Origin of the sequence: Kribbella qitaiheensis, from assembly GCF_042657745.1 — a bacterium.
Classification (GTDB): Bacteria; Actinomycetota; Actinomycetes; order Propionibacteriales; family Kribbellaceae; genus Kribbella; species Kribbella qitaiheensis.
In genome coordinates this window covers 71,541-88,577 of sequence record NZ_JBHSKE010000034.1, presented here as the reverse complement: position 1 = coordinate 88,577, position 17,037 = coordinate 71,541, and the positions used below count along the sequence as shown (strand labels likewise).

General features: G+C 66.5%; 9 protein-coding genes. 5 read left to right on the top strand and 4 right to left on the bottom strand.

What is annotated here, in order from left to right:
- Window positions 1–119 precede the first annotated feature (119 nt).
- Window positions 120–1,154 carry a hypothetical protein gene (locus ACFPJ1_RS22920; protein ID WP_380106844.1) on the bottom strand — a complete coding sequence of 345 codons (1,035 nt, stop codon included), beginning with the start codon at window positions 1,152–1,154 and terminating at the stop codon, window positions 120–122.
- Window positions 1,155–1,264: 110 nt separating this feature from the next.
- Here ACFPJ1_RS22920 and ACFPJ1_RS22915 point away from each other — a divergent pair, with 110 nt between their 5' ends.
- Together ACFPJ1_RS22915 and ACFPJ1_RS22910 are read left to right on the top strand one after the other, a co-directional pair.
- Window positions 1,265–2,233: a TIGR03885 family FMN-dependent LLM class oxidoreductase gene (locus ACFPJ1_RS22915; protein WP_380106842.1), complete on the top strand. Its 969-nt coding sequence runs from the start codon at window positions 1,265–1,267 to the stop codon at window positions 2,231–2,233.
- The gene (locus ACFPJ1_RS22910) at window positions 2,230–3,903 is read left to right on the top strand and encodes an alpha-amylase family protein (RefSeq protein WP_380106840.1); all 1,674 of its coding nucleotides are present in this window, start codon (window positions 2,230–2,232) and stop codon (window positions 3,901–3,903) included. Before ACFPJ1_RS22915 ends, ACFPJ1_RS22910 begins: the two co-directional genes overlap by 4 nt.
- Before the next feature lie 47 nt (window positions 3,904–3,950).
- Here ACFPJ1_RS22910 and ACFPJ1_RS22905 read toward each other — a convergent pair whose 3' ends face one another.
- From ACFPJ1_RS22905 to ACFPJ1_RS22895, 3 genes are all read right to left on the bottom strand, one after another.
- Entirely contained in the window at window positions 3,951–4,895 is a 945-nt protein-coding gene (locus ACFPJ1_RS22905) for a zinc metalloprotease (protein ID WP_380106838.1), read from the bottom strand.
- A 130-nt stretch (window positions 4,896–5,025) separates the two neighbouring features.
- A complete protein-coding gene (locus ACFPJ1_RS22900) occupies window positions 5,026–7,104 on the bottom strand; it encodes a bifunctional polysaccharide deacetylase/glycosyltransferase family 2 protein (protein ID WP_380106836.1) in 2,079 nt (692 codons plus the stop codon).
- Window positions 7,105–7,151: 47 nt separating this feature from the next.
- Window positions 7,152–7,673 carry a hypothetical protein gene (locus tag ACFPJ1_RS22895; protein WP_380106834.1) on the bottom strand — a complete coding sequence of 174 codons (522 nt, stop codon included), beginning with the start codon at window positions 7,671–7,673 and terminating at the stop codon, window positions 7,152–7,154.
- 383 nt (window positions 7,674–8,056) lie between these two features.
- On the opposite strand from ACFPJ1_RS22895, the gene ACFPJ1_RS22890 reads away from it, so the two are divergent.
- From ACFPJ1_RS22890 to ACFPJ1_RS22880, 3 genes are read left to right on the top strand one after another with little or no spacing between them, the layout of a single operon-like run.
- The gene (locus ACFPJ1_RS22890) at window positions 8,057–8,989 is read left to right on the top strand and encodes a hypothetical protein (protein WP_380106832.1); all 933 of its coding nucleotides are present in this window, start codon (window positions 8,057–8,059) and stop codon (window positions 8,987–8,989) included.
- On the top strand, window positions 8,949–11,651 hold the full coding sequence (locus ACFPJ1_RS22885) for a DNRLRE domain-containing protein (protein ID WP_380106830.1): 2,703 nt from the start codon (window positions 8,949–8,951) through the stop codon (window positions 11,649–11,651). The genes ACFPJ1_RS22890 and ACFPJ1_RS22885 overlap by 41 nt, the downstream gene beginning before the upstream one ends.
- The gene (locus ACFPJ1_RS22880; protein ID WP_380106828.1) at window positions 11,597–17,017 is read left to right on the top strand and encodes a golvesin C-terminal-like domain-containing protein; all 5,421 of its coding nucleotides are present in this window, start codon (window positions 11,597–11,599) and stop codon (window positions 17,015–17,017) included. The genes ACFPJ1_RS22885 and ACFPJ1_RS22880 overlap by 55 nt, the downstream gene beginning before the upstream one ends.
- The last annotated feature ends 20 nt before the right edge of the window (window positions 17,018–17,037 follow it).

Genomic DNA, 17,037 nt, shown 5'->3' with positions numbered 1-17,037 from the left:
CGCCGCCCCCCAAGTGGTGGCATTCGTCCCGCCCCCAATTGGTGGGTTCGCTGCAGTCTCCAGCGCGCGGTGCTCGACTGGGTTGTGTACTACAAAACTCGGCTCTTGGCGTTTCCGCATCACCGCGGCGGTGGGGCGCAGGTGGGTTGGGTTCTGTGGTGGTAGGAGCGGGCTGTGAGGGTTAGGGATGCGCCTAGGGCTGCGAAGGCTAGGCCGCCGAAGAGGATCATCCAGGCTAGGCCGGTTGGCGTGAACGGGCCTGGGTCGTCTGAGGGTGGAGTCACGCCCGCCAATGTCAGCGAACCCCAGACGGTTAGCGGTACGCCGTACAGGGTGAGGCTTACGCCGCCGATCCACGCGGGCAGCAGGAGGAGCCAGCGGGGGAGGTGGAGGCCCCAGGGGTGGAGGAGGGTGTGGGCGAGGAGGACGCCTACGAGGGCGGCCATGACGGTGATGTCGAGGCCGAAGTGTTCCAGTACGCGGCTGAGGGCGGACAGGTCGCTTTCGTCCATTGAGGTGCGCCACTCCGAGGACGTCACGCCGAGGGCGTCGCCGCCGAATCCCCAGACTACCTTCACGGTTGCCCAAGGCAACAAGCCGAGCAGGAGCAGGTACGCCGTACGCCGGGTGCGGGTGGGTGCGCGGCCCGAGCGGGTCCGGACCAGTGGTGCGGCGGGGCGTAGGGCCAGAAGGTGACAGCCACCGCAGCGCGGGCAGCGGGATCGTCGGCGGCGCCGCTGCACCCGAGTCGTCGCGAAGAGCAACAGGGCGCCGATGAGCGCGGCGAGTTGTGCGACCAGGGCGAGTGGTCGTTCGACCTTGCCGGACGCGATGATCCCCACACCGCTGAGAGCGAGCCCGAAAGTGCCGACGGCGGCTGTGGCGGTCGCGATGACCAGAGCGACTGTCGCGCGAGACGACGAGGACTGAGCCGACAGCATCCCCGCGACGCAGCCGAGCAGCAACACAGCGGCCACCACTGCCGCAGTGACGGAGCCGCCGGGCGGATCGCCTCGGACGTTGGCGATGGGAAAGCCGGCGCGTCCGCCGAGCAACCAGTGCAGCGCGAGGGCGCCATAGAGGACTGACCAGAGTTGGGCCGCTCGCGGCGCCCAGTCAGGCCAGCGACGGGCCGTGCCGACCAGTGAGTTCATGTAACCCAGCGTCAGCGAGCAACTCGACGGAAGGCTCCCTCCGGCGGGTGAAGCGGCTCCCTCGCAAGAAGGCAGTGTGTAGCGGCAGGGTAGGAGGGGCACGGGGAGGTATGACTGTCTACGGCTTCCATGCCTCGCACGAACAGGTCCCACCCGCCGACCTGCTGCAAGCGGTGGTGCGGGCCGAGCAAGCCGGTTTCACGGCGGCGATGTGCTCGGACCACTTCAGCCCGTGGAGCGTGAGGCAGGGCGAGTCCGGGTTCGCCTGGTCGTGGCTCGGCGCCGCGCTCCAGGCGACCGGGTTGTCCTTCGGCGTCGTCAACGCGCCTGGGCAGCGGTACCACCCGGCGATCATCGCGCAGGCGATCGGCACGCTCGGGTCGATGTACCCGGGCCGGTTCTGGGCCGCGCTCGGCACCGGCGAAGCCAGCAACGAGCACATCACCGGTGGCGGCTGGCCGCACAAGGACAAGCGCAACCAGCGCCTCGAGGAATGTGTCGACGTGATGCGAAAGCTCTTGCAGGGCGAGGAAGTGAGCCACGACGGCCTGGTCACGGTCGATCGCGCGCGCCTCTGGACAAGGCCGGCGGAACCACCCCCGCTGTTCGCCGCCGCGGTGTCCACCGAGACCGCCGGGTGGTGCGCCGGCTGGGCCGATGGGCTGATCACGGTCGCCGCCGAGGAAGACCACCTGCGCCAGGTGATCGCGGCGTACAAGGACAACGGTGGACGCGGCAAGGTGAACCTGCAGGTGCACGTGAGCTACGCGGCCGACGAGGACGAGGCGCAGCGGATCGCGCACGATCAGTGGCGCACCAACGTCTTCGCGCCGCCCTTCTGCTGGGACACCGAGACAGCCGAGGCATTCGACCAGGCGGGAGAGCACGTCCGCCCCGAGGCGATGCACCAGGCCGTCCGGATCTCGTCCGATCCCGGCCGTCACGCGGAGTGGCTCAACTCGTACGCCGCGCTCGGGTTCGACGGGGTCTACGTGCACCACGTCGGCCAGGAGCAGTCGGAGTTCATCGACGTGTTCGGCGAGAAAGTCCTGCCCCAGTTGGAGGTGACCCGCCCGTGAGGCTGACCGAGACCGCCGACGTCTGGTGGAAGAACGCGATCGTCTACTGCCTCGACATCGAGACCTTCTTCGACACCGACGGGGACGGCCGGGGTGACATCCGCGGGCTGTCCCAGCGGATCGACCACCTGGCCGAGCTCGGCGTCACCTGCCTCTGGCTGATGCCCTTCTACCCGACGCCGGATCGCGACGACGGCTACGACATCACCGATTTCTACGGCGTCGACTCGCGGCTCGGCACGCACGGTGACCTGGTCGAGCTGATCACGCTCGCGCAGGACCGCGGCATCCGGGTGATCGCGGACCTGGTGGTGAACCACACGTCCGACCAGCACCCGTGGTTCCAGAGCGCCCGGTCGTCGCGGCAGTCGCCGTACCGGGACTGGTACGTCTGGCGGGACGAGCCGCCGGCGGACGCCGACCAGGGGATCGTGTTCCCGGACCAGGAGACCAGCCTGTGGCAGTACGACGAGCAGGCCGGGCAGTACTACCTGCATCAGTTCTACAAGCACCAGCCGGATCTCGACATCGCGAACCCCGAGGTCCGCGAGGAGATCATGCGGATCATCGGGTTCTGGCTGCAGCTCGGGTTGTCCGGGTTCCGGGTGGACGCGGTGCCGTTCCTGCTGGAGACCAAGGGCGCGGTGGACGCGGCGAACCTGCCCGACCCGCACGACTACCTGCGCGACCTGCGCGCCTTCATGAACCGGCGCGAAGGCCAGGCGGTGCTGCTCGGTGAGGTGAACCTGCCCTACAAGGACACTCGCCAGTTCTTCGGTGACGAGGACGGCGACGAGCTGACGATGTGCTTCGACTTCATCGGCATGCAGAAGCTGTACCTGTCGCTGGCGCGCTCCGAGCCGGCCGAGCTGATCAAGGCGCTGCGCGAGCGGCCCGATCCGCCGGAGGAGGCGCAGTGGGGCACCTTCGTGCGGAACCACGACGAGCTGACCCTGGACAAGCTGACCGACGAGGAACGCCAGGAGGTGTTCACCGCCTTCGGTCCGGACGAGGACATGCAGCTCTACGGCCGTGGGTTGCGCCGCCGTCTGCCGCCGATGCTCGGCAACGACCTGAACCGGATCAAGCTGGTCTACAGCCTGCTCTTCTCACTGCCCGGTACGCCGGTGCTCTTCTACGGCGAGGAGATCGGCATGGGGGAGAACCTGGCGGCGGAGGGGCGCAACGCGGTACGGACTCCGATGCAGTGGACCAGGGATGCCAACGGCGGGTTCTCGACGGCTGATCCGGACAAGCTGGCCGGTCCCGTAGTCGAGGGCGACCTGTCGCCGGAGCACGTGAACGTGGCGGACCAGCGGCGCGATCCGGACTCGCTGCTGAACTGGATCAAGCTGCTGGCCCAGCGCTACCGGGAGTGCCCGGAGCTGTCCTGGGGGAAGTACACGATCCTGGAGCACGAGTCGCCGTCGGTCTTCGCGCAGCGGTCGGACTACGAGGGCGGCACGGTGATCGCGCTGCACAACTTCTCGGACCAGCCGGCCGAGGTCACCCTCGCGGTCTCCGGCACCGGCGTCGGCGTACAGGTCGCCGACCTGCTGACCGGCAAGACCACCCCGATCGACAACGACGGCACCCTCCGCCACCCGGTCGCGCCGTACGGCTGCTGCTGGCTCCGGGTCGTACACCCGGGCGACCGCTACATCGTCTGACGGCTGGTACCGCCCCGCGACGCGGTCCGGGGCGGTACCAGAGTTCGTCAGGCGCGGTACGCCGTCCACATGCTGCTGATTCGGCTGCTCTGGTTCGGAGTGAACTGGTTGTAGCAGGAGTCGTAGGAGTAGTCCATGTAGTTGTGGATCGGGTCCAGACCCGGCAGCGAGCACGAGTCACGACCTGTGGGGCAGCCGTTGGTCGGGCTGCTCTGTGCCGGGGTGTCGGCAACCTCGTCGTTCGTGGCCGTACAACCGCCCTGGAACGTGTGGTACAGCCCGAACCAGTGGCCGGCTTCGTGCGTGGCGGTCTCACCGAGGTTGTAGTTCGTCGCCGAACCGCCGGGCAGTGAGGTGTACTGCACCCGGATCCCGTCGATGCCGGGCTGCCGGGCGTAGTCCCACGGGAAAGTCGCGATGCCGAGGTAGGCGAAGTCGACCAGCCAGATGTTGAGGGCGTTCTTGCCGCCCTTGCGGGTCTGCTTGCGGTAGGTGGAGCTCTGCTTGTCCTGGTGCCACTGGTTGTTGTTGTAGCGGAAGGTGCCGGCCAGCGAGAAGGTGAAGCCGGTGTTGGCCGCCGCCGACGACTCCTGGCCGCCGAACGTCTTGTTCAGCACCGCGATCTGCTGGGCGATTTGAGTGTCCGTGACGTCGCCGTTGCCGGCCGCGTCGCGCATCACGTTGACGTAGACGGGCACGGTCGCGGCAGCGAGAGCACCCTTCGGTACTCCGACGCCGCGGGCCGCCTTCGCCTTGAGCAGCTGGGCGGTGCGGGCCTCGATCGCCTTCTGCTCGGCGGCGGAGATGTCGCGCGTGTCAGGTCCATGACCGCCCTTGGCGGAGGCTCCGCTCGGCGTGAAGCAGTCGGCTACGCCGGCCGGTTGGTCGACCGGCAGTTTGGCAGTCGCTGACCCACCGAGTGGGCTGAAAGCGAGCGCGGTGCCGGCCAGCAGCACCGCCAGCGCGCGGGGACGGGGAGTGAAAGATCGCATGGGACGCGCTCCTGAGGTTCGGGCCGCAGGGCGGGCGGCCGGTTGCCCGGAATCATGCGAGTGGATTCCCGGATCCGGAAGCGATCAGCCGGTAAAAGCCCCGGAACCAGGGAAATCCTTCGCCCCGCCCTCAGCGGGTGGCGTCAGCGGACGCAGGTGGGACGGCGAGACTCCCGTAGCGCTCCATCCGCTGCCAGCGCAGGCGCGAGCCTGCCAGTGCGGTGAAGACCGACTGGATGACCACCAGGTACATCAGTTGCCGGTAGACGAACTGCTGCAGCGGCAGACTCCACAGCGGGCCGGGCTTCTCGCCGTCCAGGCGGAAGGCGTACAGGCCCATTCCGAGCTGCAGAGCCATGAAACCGGCCCAGACCAGACCCACTCGCAGCGGGTTGAGGAACACGAGTCCGTAGAGCGCGAACACGTCTACTACCGGAGCGAGCAGCGGGAGCAGTACCTGGAAGAGAAACAGGTAGGTCAGTCCTCGCCGACCGAGCTTGCCGGACTGTCCTCGCTGGATCCAGGCGCCGCGGTGCTTCCACATCGCCTGCAGCGTGCCGTAGCACCAGCGGTACCGCTGCCGCCACAGTGCGCCCAGGCTGGCCGGTGCCTCGGTCCAGGCGCGAGCCCGCTCCTCGTAGACGACCCGCCACCCGTCACGGCACAACGCCATGGTCAGGTCGGTGTCCTCCGCCAGCGTCACGTCGCTCAGCCCGCCGATGCGCTGCAGCGCGCTGCGCCGGAACCCGCCGACCGCACCAGGCACGGTCGGCATGCACTCGGCCAGGTCGAACAACCGGCGGTCCAGGTTGAAGCCGACCACGTACTCGATGTGCTGCCAGCGGCCCAGCAGGCCCTTGCGGTTGCCGACCTTCGCGTTACCGGAGACGGCCCCGACGGACGGGTCGGCGAACGGCTGGACCAGCATCCGCACCGCGTCCTCCTCGAAGACGGTGTCGCCGTCGACCATCACCACGAGTTCGTACGACGCCGCCTGCAGGCCGGTGTTCAACGCGGCCGGTTTCCCCGCGTTCTGCTGCCTGATCACGTGGACGCCGGGGAGGCGGAGCGATTCGACCAGATCCGCGGTGCCGTCGCTCGAGCCGTCGTCCACGACGATCACCTCGACCGGATGATCCGAGGCGACCAGCGACCGCACGGCCGCCTCGATCCCGGCCGACTCGTTGTAGGCCGGCACGATCACCGAGACCGGCTCGGTGATCGGCTCGCCCCACGACCAGTACCGCTCGCGCGCGTGCCGCTTCGCCGCGATCACCGTCGTCACCGCGCGCAACACACTCAATGCGCCCGCGCCGTACAGGAGCCAGCCGAGTACGTCGAGAGTGCCATCGCTCAGCCGCATCGCGCCGATCACGGCCATCCCGCGGCCGCGTTCCACCGCACCGACCGGCTGGACGGGCTGCGGCAGGGCCACGGTGTCGCTCACGGTGGCGAACCGGAAGCCACGGGCCTTGAGGGTGGGGATCAGCTTCTGCAGCGCGGCCAGCGTCTGGGTGCGGTCGCCACCGGCGTCGTGCATCAGCAGTACCTGGCCGGCCGTGCCCTTGGGGGTGGAGTTGGCGATCACCTGTGCCGTGCCGGGCCGACGCCAGTCCTCGCTGTCCTGCGTGGTCAGCACCGTCAGGTACCCGGCGGACCGCGCCCACTCGATCGACGACCAGTCGGCGTTGGTGAGGGCGCTCGGCTCGGATGAGTACGGCGGCCGCAGCAGCGGCGTACTGACTCCGGTGGCGCCGGCCAGGATCAACTGGCTCTGCCGCAGTTCGAGGGACCGCCGCCAGGCCGGGATGGTGCTGAGGTTCGCGTGGGTAAAGGTGTGCAGGCCGATTTGGTGGCCTTCGGCAATAATGCGGCGGGTCAGCTCGGGGTGCGCGGCGACCTGGGTGCCGATCACGAAGAAGGTCGCCTTGACCTTCTGGGCTTTCAGGAGGTCGAGCACCTTCGGGGTCCAGACCGGATCCGGGCCGTCGTCGAATGTGATCGCGATCGTCCGGGGCTTGGGCCGTGCCGACCGGGCCGTCGCTGTACCGGCGTCGATCACCGGACCGCCCTTCGCGATGGCAGCCGGTACTGCGTCGTGCGGGCCGCCGGCCGTCGCCGCGCCGTCGGGTGCTGTGCCGTAGAGGTGATTTGTGTACCCGTGCAACATCAGCGCGCCTGACAGGCAGACCAGGAGCACCGTGAGCATGACCCAGTGGGTCCGCAGTGGGACCTGGCGTGCTCTGCGGGCGCGGCTCACGGCTTACCGGGGGTCTTGGTCTGTCCGGGCGGCTCGGTGGGTTTACCGTGCCCGGGCGTTCCGCTCGGCGTCACTGGGGTGACCGTCGGCGTGGTGCTCGGGGTGGTGCGGGTGCTGGTGCTGGTGGTCGGTGTTGCGCTGGTGCCGGTGGTCGGCGGTGCGACAGTGGGAGCCGAGGATGCCGGCGTGCTCGTCGGGGGTTCACCCGGTGAGGGAGTGTCCGAATCTTCGGTGACCGGGCGCACGGTCGTCTCCGAAGTGCTGACCTCGTCGCCGGGCTCGGGGGTGTCCACCGGTTGCTGGGTGGTCTTGACCTTGGGAGCGGGTTGCTGCTTGGCGGCCTCCGGCAGCGGGATCAGCGGCGTATCGACTTGGGGTCCGCCCAGCACGCTGCTGGCCAGCAGCACCAGATACCCGACCGCCGGGATGGCGACTACGAGCCCGAGTCGACGAATCTTGCGATGACGATGCCCGGACGAGTCCACGAAAACCGGCTTCCGGGCGGGGAAGGGCTTCACAAGCGCGGGATCCTACTCGCCTCGAAGCTTACCCCGCAGTCCGTTACATACAGTCAGATCTCTTACACCGAACGTGTTCTGGCCTCATGACCGCCACACCCCCCACCGCCTGTTCTCTGGCGCACCGTCCGAGCTGCTATCGATTGCAGGGATCCGTCGCGCGTGATCGGGAAAACGCTTGGAACGTTACAAAGTTGCAGGTTGTGACATGACCGCGGAGTAGGTCTGGCGCACGGCCAATCCATGAACCACGCTCCTCTGCGCTCGGCCGCCCCCGAGTGGAAATGCCCTGGATCCGGGGTTCGGTGACTCACCGTGAGGCGCCCCCGGGTAGCACGAAGGAGCCCCCGCCCATGTCGCGCGTCCGCCGTGTCCTCGTCCCTTTGTCTGTCACTGCCGCGCTGCTTTTGTCAGGCCTGCAGGTGCAGGCCTTCGCCACCTCCGCGAAGTCGCCGAAACCATCGGCCGCCGCTGACCTGCAGGGTTGGCGGAGTCAGTCGAATCAACCGAACCCCGAGCTGAACGCCGTCCTGCCCGCCGGGGTCGCCAGCAACGAGCAGGCTCCGTCGCCCGTCAAGAGGGATGGCCGACGGGTGAAGGAGCTCATCGCCCGCAGGACGCCGACGAGCAAGGTGTTCCAGTTGGCGGACGGCCGGACGGAGGCGGAGCTGTCCAGCGAGCCGGTCAACTTCCAGGCCGCGGACGGCACGTTGCAACCGATCGACACCACGGTGAAGGCCAGCCGGACGGCAGGGTTCGGCCTCGCCAACGAGACCAACAGCTTCCGCAGCTTCTTCGGCAATCGGGCCGACCAGCTCGTCCGGTTCGACCTCGACGGCCGTGGACTGACCGTGGGTGCTCCGGACGGTTCGAAGGCTTTGACGCCGAAGGTCTCCGGCGACACGGTCACCTACCCGGACGTGTTCGGCGATGCCGATCTGGTCTACCAGGTCGGGCCGGACCAGCTGAAGGAGAGCATCGTCCTGGCGTCGGCGCCGGCCGATCCGACGTACCGCTTCAGCCTGAAGCTGGCCGGCGTGAAGGCCGTGCAGCAGCCGGACGGCTCAATCGTCTTCTCCCCGCAGAGCGGGGTCGGCCGGCCGCTGTTCACGATGCCGCGGCCGTTCATGACCGATGCCCGGGACGACGCGGCGTCGCCGTACGGGAAGGCTTTCAGCGACAAGGTGACGCAGACCGTCACCCAGCGCGGAGCCAACATCGACATCACCGTGCGCGGACGCCAGTTGGCTGAACAGCGCCGACCGGCAGTTCCCGGTGGTGATCGATCCGACGATCGCCATCGAACCGGCTCCTGAACAGGCCCAGGACGCGATGGTGGACTCCGGCGCGCCGACCACCAACTACGGCGGCATCACCGGCCTGTACGCCGGTACGACCGCCTCGGCCAAGCGCCGGAGCCTGCTGAAGTTCGACCTTTCCAGCGTGCCGCCGGGGACTCCGGTCGACTCCGCGCAGCTCAAGCTCTACTTTGACCAGTCGTTCGAGACCAACGCGAACGCTGTCCAGTTGGAGGCCCGCCTGGGTGCTTCGGCCTGGACCGAGTCGACGGTGAACTGGAACTCGACCGTCAACACCACCCTGGGCAGCCTGAGCTACAACATGTCGTACGTCGACGACAGCTACACCACCAAGACCTCGATGGTCGGTGCCTGGCTCTCCGGTACGTCGGCAGCGGCTGACGGCGGCGGATACAAGTACCAGAACGACGCTGCGACTGGATCGTCGTTCACCTGGATGCCCGACGTCACCGAGACCGGCTACTACGACGTCTACGCGGGATATCTGCAGGGCGCCGATCGCGCGACAAACACGCCGTACAGCGTCCTGCACGGCGGGGGAACGTCGAACTACACGGTCGATCAGACGCAAGGAACCGGGAATGTTCTGAAGTCCCTCGGCTCGCTGCCGTTCAACGTGGGCGGCGGTTACCGGATCACGATGGGTGACGTCGCGGGCAAGGTCACGACCGCCGACACGATGCGGCTGATCAAGCGCGCCTACGAAACGAAGGATGCCGGCGAGAGCAGCGTCTGGCATACGTTCAGCGTGCGCAACGCGGTGCAGTACTGGCTCGACGGCAACCCGAACAACGGCCTCGTGGTCAAGGCGACGGACGAGACGCTCGGCCGGGGCGGACCGGTCTATCAGGCCAGCGAGTACGCCTACAACGGCTCGGACGTGCATCGGCACGCCAACCGTCCCAAGCTCGTCATCACCTACGGACGGCCCGGAGTCACCCTCAGCACGCCGACGACGATCGCCGCGACCGGCGCTACGCTGAACTGGAGCGCGTACGCCGACCCGAGCACCAGCACGGCCGACGACATCGTCGAGTACCAGGTCCACCGCAGCATCTTCCAGAACTTCACGCCGACCGCCGACACCCTGGTCGCGCCGGTCGCGACCGGAACGACGACCTTTGTCGACACCAGTGCGGAGCCGACTCCGGCCGACGACACGTCGGACGAAGGCGACGGGTACTACTACCAGGTCGCGGTCAAGACGAAGGACGGCGGGCTGACACCGTCGGCGACGCAACTCGCGCGGCTGCCGAAGGCCGGCCAGGTGGTGAAGTACTTCCAGAACGCGGCCGACTCGACGTTGTCGAGCGTCCAGTTCGCGACGAATCTGGACAAGATCGAGGGCAAGGCCTGGCTCGAGGTCGGCAACAACGCGACCTACGGCAAGACCCGGGCCGTGGTGAACTTCGGGACGGTCAGCTCCTCCATCCCGGCAGGCTCCACCATCCTCGACGCCAAGCTCGGACTGTGGAAGGCGCACTACGAAGGAGGCGCGGCCCAGCTCAACGCCCACGCTTTGAACCAGACCTTCACCGAGTCGTCGACGACGTGGCAGAAGATCAACTCGACCACCGCGTGGACCACTGCCGGCGGCTCCTTCGGCGCATCCCTGGACTACGTGCCGTCCGCGAACATGGGACCGGACCCGACCTGGCACTGGTGGCAGGCCAAGACGGCCGTGCAGAACTGGGTGAACACTCCCGGGAGTGAGCATGGCTTCCTGGTCAAGCAGGCCACGGAGACAACCACCGGACACGGGCTGTTCCTCAGCGCCGAGGCTGCCGAGCCGCTGCTCCGGCCACTGCTGAAGGTCACCTACCTGACGAAGACCCCGGAGTCGGCGTACCACGCGCCGAAGACGCCGCAACGGCAGGAGCCCGCGGCGCAGTACTCGGTCGACGTGACGGTCACCAACACGCAGGCTTTCGCGCTGAAGTCCTCGGACTACGCGCTGTCGTACCACTGGACGCTGCCGGACGGCACCGAGGTGACCTCGGCGGCGAACCGTCTGGACACTGCGCTGCCGGCCGACCTCGCGCCCGGTGCCGCGGTCAAGGTGAGCGCACAGGTGAAGAGTCCGGTCGCGGGTGATCCGAGCAACAAGCGGGAAGACTTCGTCCTCGAGTGGGACCTGCGCAACAAGGTGACAGGTGCCTGGCTCTCGAAGACCACCGGCGGGGTCGGAACGCTCGACCAGAACGCCGCCGTCGAGGACCCGACGTCGGACCAGTTGGGGCTGGAGAAGTTCTACCAGTACGCCGGGAAGAACACCGGCGCCGGCTCGTCGGCGATGGTGAACCTGGCCACCGGAAACGTTGCCTTCGGCTACAACGCGCTGTCGAACCCGAGCCGTGGCGCGTCCACCTTCGTGCGGATGACGTACAACAGCCTGGACACGTCGGCGTCCTCGATGGGCTTCGGCTGGTCGCTGTCGACCTCCACGCTGAACCGCCTCGGGTCGGCGCTCGATTTCCACCCGCGGGGCCAGAAGTGGCCGACCGACATCACCCTGACCGACGGGGACGGCACCAGTCACACCTTCGCGCTGAACAAGCACGGCACGACCGATGAGACCAGTGGGACTACGACCACCCCAAGGGCGTGCACCTGTACCTGCAGAAGATCGCGGACCCACCGGACAACAAGACCTCGGTGAACCGCGCCTGGTCGTTGACCCGGCCGGACCGCACCCAGTTCTTCTTCGACGACCAGGGTTTCCAGTCGGTGATCAAGGACAAGAACGGCAACGAGACGCGCTTCACCTACGAGGAGCGCAAGAGCGCCAACAAGCCGGTCAAGTTCCTGGACTACATCGCCGACGCGGCCGGGCGCCGTACGCTCAGCCTCGACTACTTCGAGAAGGGCCAGGCGTACAGCTACATCAACGACGCCGGGGTGAAGACGGCCGCGACGAACCTGACCAACCCGAAGATCATCGACCAGGTCGAGTCCATCACCGACATCTCGGGCCGGAAGGTGACGTTCACCTACTCCGACAAGGGCCTGATGGCGGAGATGGTGGACGGCGCCGGCTCCACCGCGGCGAAGACGTTCAAGTTCGTCTATGACGCCACCAACACCAACAAGAACACCAAGCTGGTCCGGATCACCGACCCGCGGGGCAAGTCCACCAACCTGTCGTACTTCGAGGCGACTACCGATCCCAAGGACAAGTGGAAGCTCGAGAAGCTGACTGACCGGCTCGGCAAGACGACGACGTTCGGCTACGTCCCCGCCGCCGGATCGACCGTGGAGACGACGGTCACCGATGCGACTCCGCGCGCCACGAAGTACGTGACCGACAGCTTCGGGCGGCCTGTCCAGACGACCAACGCCAAGAACGAGACCACCAAGCTCAGCTGGGACGACGACCACAACGTCACCCAGTTGGAGGAGGCCAACGGAGCCCGTAGCACCTGGACCTATGACCCGAAGACCGGCTTCCCGCTGACGATCAAGGATGCCGAGGCCAACGCCAACGGGACGCCTGGCACGGTCCTGAGTTACAACGTGGGCGGCAACGGCTTCTACGGCGAGCTGATCCGCAAGGTCAGCCCCGAGGGACGAACCTGGACCTTCGGCTACGACCCGCTCGGCAACCTCACCTCGGTGACCGACCCCAAGGGCAACGCCACCGCGACGGCCGACGACTACGTCACGAAGTACACCTACGACCCGCTCGGTCAGCTCAAGACCTCGACGGACGCCAACAACAACACGACGACGTACTCGCTGTACCACGACACGGGCTACCCGACGAAGATCACCGATGCCCTGACGAAGTCGACTGACTTCACCTATGACGTCCGGGGCAATGTGCTGACTGTTACCGACGCCAAGATCAAGACGAGCACCTACACCTACGACCTGTTCGGCCGGCCGCTGACCAGCAAGGTTCCGAAGGACCAGCAGGCGAACCTCTACATCACCACTCCGGCGCCGCTGTACGACGCCAACGACAACGTGACGCAGGCGACCGCTCCGAACGGCGCGATCAGCACCAACGCCTACGACGACGCGGACCAGTTGATCTCGTCGAAGGCGCCGAAGGACCTGACGACGGACCCGGACCGGGAGACGAAGTACGAGTACGACGTAGTCGGCAACCTGCTCCGGCAGACCGAGCCCAAGGGATCGCTCACCCCGGACACGACGGACTTCGTCACGTCCTACTCCTACGACCCGGTGTACCAGCTGCTGTCGGTCACGAACGCGCAGAACGACAAGATCAGCTATTCCTACGACGAGGTTGGCAACGTCGTGACGGTGGTCGACCCGCGCAAGTCCAAGTCGACCGACCCGGATGACTACACCTCGAAGTCCACCTACGACAAGGCGCACCGCCCGAAGACGGCGACCGATGCCCTGGGCAAGAGCACCTCTACGGAGTACGACCGCGACGGCAACGTGGTCAGCACGACGGATGCCGACGGGAACAAGACGCTGGTCACGCTGGATGAGCGGGGCAAGGCGATCCAGGTCAAGGCTCCGCACACCAAGGATGCCTCCGGCAACGTGGTGTACCGGACCACGCAGGTCGAGTACGACCAGGTCGGCAACCAGACCAAGGTGATCACGCCGCGCGGGGTCGAGACGACCGACGATCCGGACGACTTCGCCCAGGTCACCGTGTACGACGCGCTGAATCGGCCGAAGGAGAAGGTGTCGCCCTACGACAAGGACGACGCGCGGTACAACACGCCGGACAAGACGGTGATGACGTACGACGAGATCGGCAACGTGACCAAGGTCAGCGCGCCGGCCTCCGAGGGGCAGACCGTCCGCAACGACACGTCGTACAGCTACTTCGACAACGGCTGGGTGAAGTCGAGCACCGATCCGTGGGAGATCGCCGCGACCTACGGCTACAACGATCTCGGTCAGCAGACCGCGCGGACGTTGACCAGCGCGGGCGGTTCGTCCTCGCGCACGATGGCGTGGAACTTCTTCCCCGACGGGAAGCTGAAGTCCCGCAGCGACGACGGCGTACCGGTCGGGCTGGACGTGTCGCTGGTGGACAACTCCGACACCGGTGATGTGGACGTCGCCGGAACGTGGGCGTTGTCGTCCACCGGTACGGGCTTCCAGGGCACGAACTACCGGACGCATGCTGCGGCGACAGGTAGCACGGACAAGCACACGTGGAAGTTGAACGTGCCGGCCGACGGGAAGTACACCGTCTACGTCAGGTACCCGGCCGTGACTGGGGCTTCCACGGCAGCGCCGTACTCGGTCAGCACTGGCGGTGCTCCTGTCAGCAAGCCGGTCAACCAGACGACGGGCGCAGGTACCTGGGTGAGCCTCGGCCAATACACCTTCGCCGAGGCGACCACAGGCTCGGTCTCCCTGACACCGGCCACCACCGGGACGGTTGTCGCCGACGCGGTCAAGGTGGTCCGCGACAACACCGGCGAGACCGACGCGGAGAAGAAGGACTTCACCTACACCTACGACACCAACGGCAACCTGCTGCAGATCACCGACACGCAGCCGGGCGCGAAGGTCAGCGACTACCTCGTCAGCTACAACGGGCTGAACCAGGTGGCGAAGGTCGAGGAGAAGAAGGGCACCGCGCTCCTCAAGACCACGACGTACACCTACAACGAGAACGGCGCTCCCGTTACCCGGTCCTTCGACGACGCGGCCGACAAGGACGACCAGTTCTCGTCCTACACCTACGACGCCCGCGATCTGGTCGACGAGGTGAAGAACGGCAAGTCGGCAACGGACACTGCGCCGAAGATCTCCGGCTACACCTACACGGCGCGCGGCGAGACCGATGTGGAGACCAAGGCGAACGGCAACACGGTCGACTCCGACTACTACCTCGACGGCCTGGTCTCCGCCCAGATCGAGAAGAAGTCGAACGGCACGCTGGTCTCGCAGCACGCGATGGAGTATTCGCCGAACGGTGACCGGATCAAGGACACCGCGAAGGTCCAGAACGCCGACAACCATGCGGCGTATCTCGAGAACGTGTTCGCCTACACCTTCGACCCGCTGGACCGGATCGCGAAGGTCGAGAAGAAGGACGCGGCCGGCGCGACGGTACTGTCGACGGAGACCTACAACCACGACGCTGCCGGCAACGTGATCTCCCAGGTCGTGAAGAACGCCGCCACCACGTTCACCTATGACCGCAACCGGCTGCTCACCGCCACCAGCGACGGTACGGCGGCGTCGTACACCTACGACCCGTTCGGCCGCCTGTCGCAGGTCTCCTCGGCCGGCAAGGTGATCGAGCGCAACACCTACGACGGCTACGACCGCATCATCAAGCACCGCAAGCTGCAGGACGACGGCACCACCAAGACGACCGAGACCAGCTTCGATGCCCTGGACCGGACCAGTTCGAAGGTCGAAGGAACCAAGACGACCAGCTTCTCCTACCTCGGTCTGTCGGGTGAGGTGCTGTCCGAGGAGGTCGCTGGCAAGGTCACCGCGTCATACCAGTATTCGGCCTGGGGTTCTCGTCTGTCGCAGGTGAAGTTCAAGGCCGACGGCACTTCGGAGGATTCGTACTACGGCTACAACCCGCACTCCGATGTGGAGACGTTGACGACGGAGGGCGGTGACACGCGTTCGACGTACGGCTACACGGCGTACGGCAAGAATGACGATGACCGTTTCACCGGTGTGGACAAGCCCGAGGCCCAGAACCCGGGCAAGGAGCCGTACAACGTCTACCGCTTCAACGCGAAGCGCTGGGATCAGTCGTCGGAGTCCTACGACATGGGGTTCCGCGATTACTCCCCGGGCCTGAACCGCTTCCTGACACGCGACGCCTATTCCGGGGCCTTGGGCGACCTCAATCTGTCCACCGACCCCTGGAACGGCAACCGTTACGCCTTCGCCGGTGGCAACCCGATCAGCCGCGTTGAGGTGGATGGCCACATCAACGAGTCGTTGTCGGCCGGTGGTGGTGGGGATCTGTCGGTTGTTCCGGTCGAGGACAGAATCGGTAACCGCGACGTGGCCGCGGAAGACAAGGCTACGTACGAAAAGGCCTTCCAGGCGGTGAAGTCAAGGCAAGTCGGTCAGGGCCCCGAGTACGCGATCGGCTGCAACGACGGGTACACACACGTCGGGAGCAGCGGCGGCGACCACTTATGCGGCGCCTCGGACGTGTTCTTCTCGAAACAGTTCGCCGATGACTTGTGTCAGCAGTCCGGAATTACCTGCGGCCCGTACAGCCCGGGGAAGATTCCTGGCCTAGAGCTTGGCTCCGATGGCGGTGGGGTGCGGATCGGTGGAGGGCCGGAGACCGTCCCAGGCGGCATTGGAAAACGAGCTGATGGAGGCGCCTGCAGCTTCAGCGGCGAGACGCTTGTCGAGATGGCCGACGGATCGCGCAAGCCGATCTCGCAGGTGGAAGAAGGCGACGAGGTACTCGCCACCGACCCTGAAACCGGTGAGCGTGGCCCGCGCCTGGTGACGCGGCAGTGGGTTCATGCGGACACGGTCCTGGAGTTGGAGACCGATAGTGGAACCCTCACCACAACGGAGGACCACCCGTTCTGGAACGCCACCGACGGCAGGTTCCAGCGCGCGGATCAACTCGATCCCGGTGACCAGCTGCTGACCGCAGACGGCCAAAAGGTCCGCGTCAAGGGCATCCGCCATGCCTCGCAGAGGGTCGCGCCGGCCTACAACCTCACCGTCGACGACATCCACACGTACTATGTGCTCGCCGGCGACGCGCCGGTACTCGTTCACAATGCAAGGTGCCCTCATTCGAACGACATCGGGGCGGTCGCGCAACAGCGCGCAGAAGACATCCTCGGTAAGCAATACCCGGGCAACAAGATGCACTCCCAATTTGAGATTTGGACACCTCACGGTGTGCGGAGGGTTGATATTGCAGGGGAGAACGACCGCGGCGGATTCGATCTCTACGAGATTAAGGGTAATGGGTCCAACTATCCGAGCCGGGAGCGCAAGAAGGATGCATGGATCGAGGAGAACCTGGGCTGGAAGACCCAGGTCTGGCGCTTTGACGTGAACTGTCAATGCTATTCTTAGGTTGCATCGAAATGAGCGAG

Coding starts and splice junctions, on each gene's coding strand:
- ACFPJ1_RS22920 (WP_380106844.1), bottom strand. CDS start 1,154: ATGAACTCACTGGTCGGCACGGCCCGTCGCTGGCCTGACTGGGCGCCG.
- ACFPJ1_RS22900 (WP_380106836.1), bottom strand. CDS start 7,104: ATGCTCACGGTGCTCCTGGTCTGCCTGTCAGGCGCGCTGATGTTGCAC.
- ACFPJ1_RS22905 (WP_380106838.1), bottom strand. CDS start 4,895: ATGCGATCTTTCACTCCCCGTCCCCGCGCGCTGGCGGTGCTGCTGGCC.
- ACFPJ1_RS22915 (WP_380106842.1), top strand. CDS start 1,265: ATGACTGTCTACGGCTTCCATGCCTCGCACGAACAGGTCCCACCCGCC.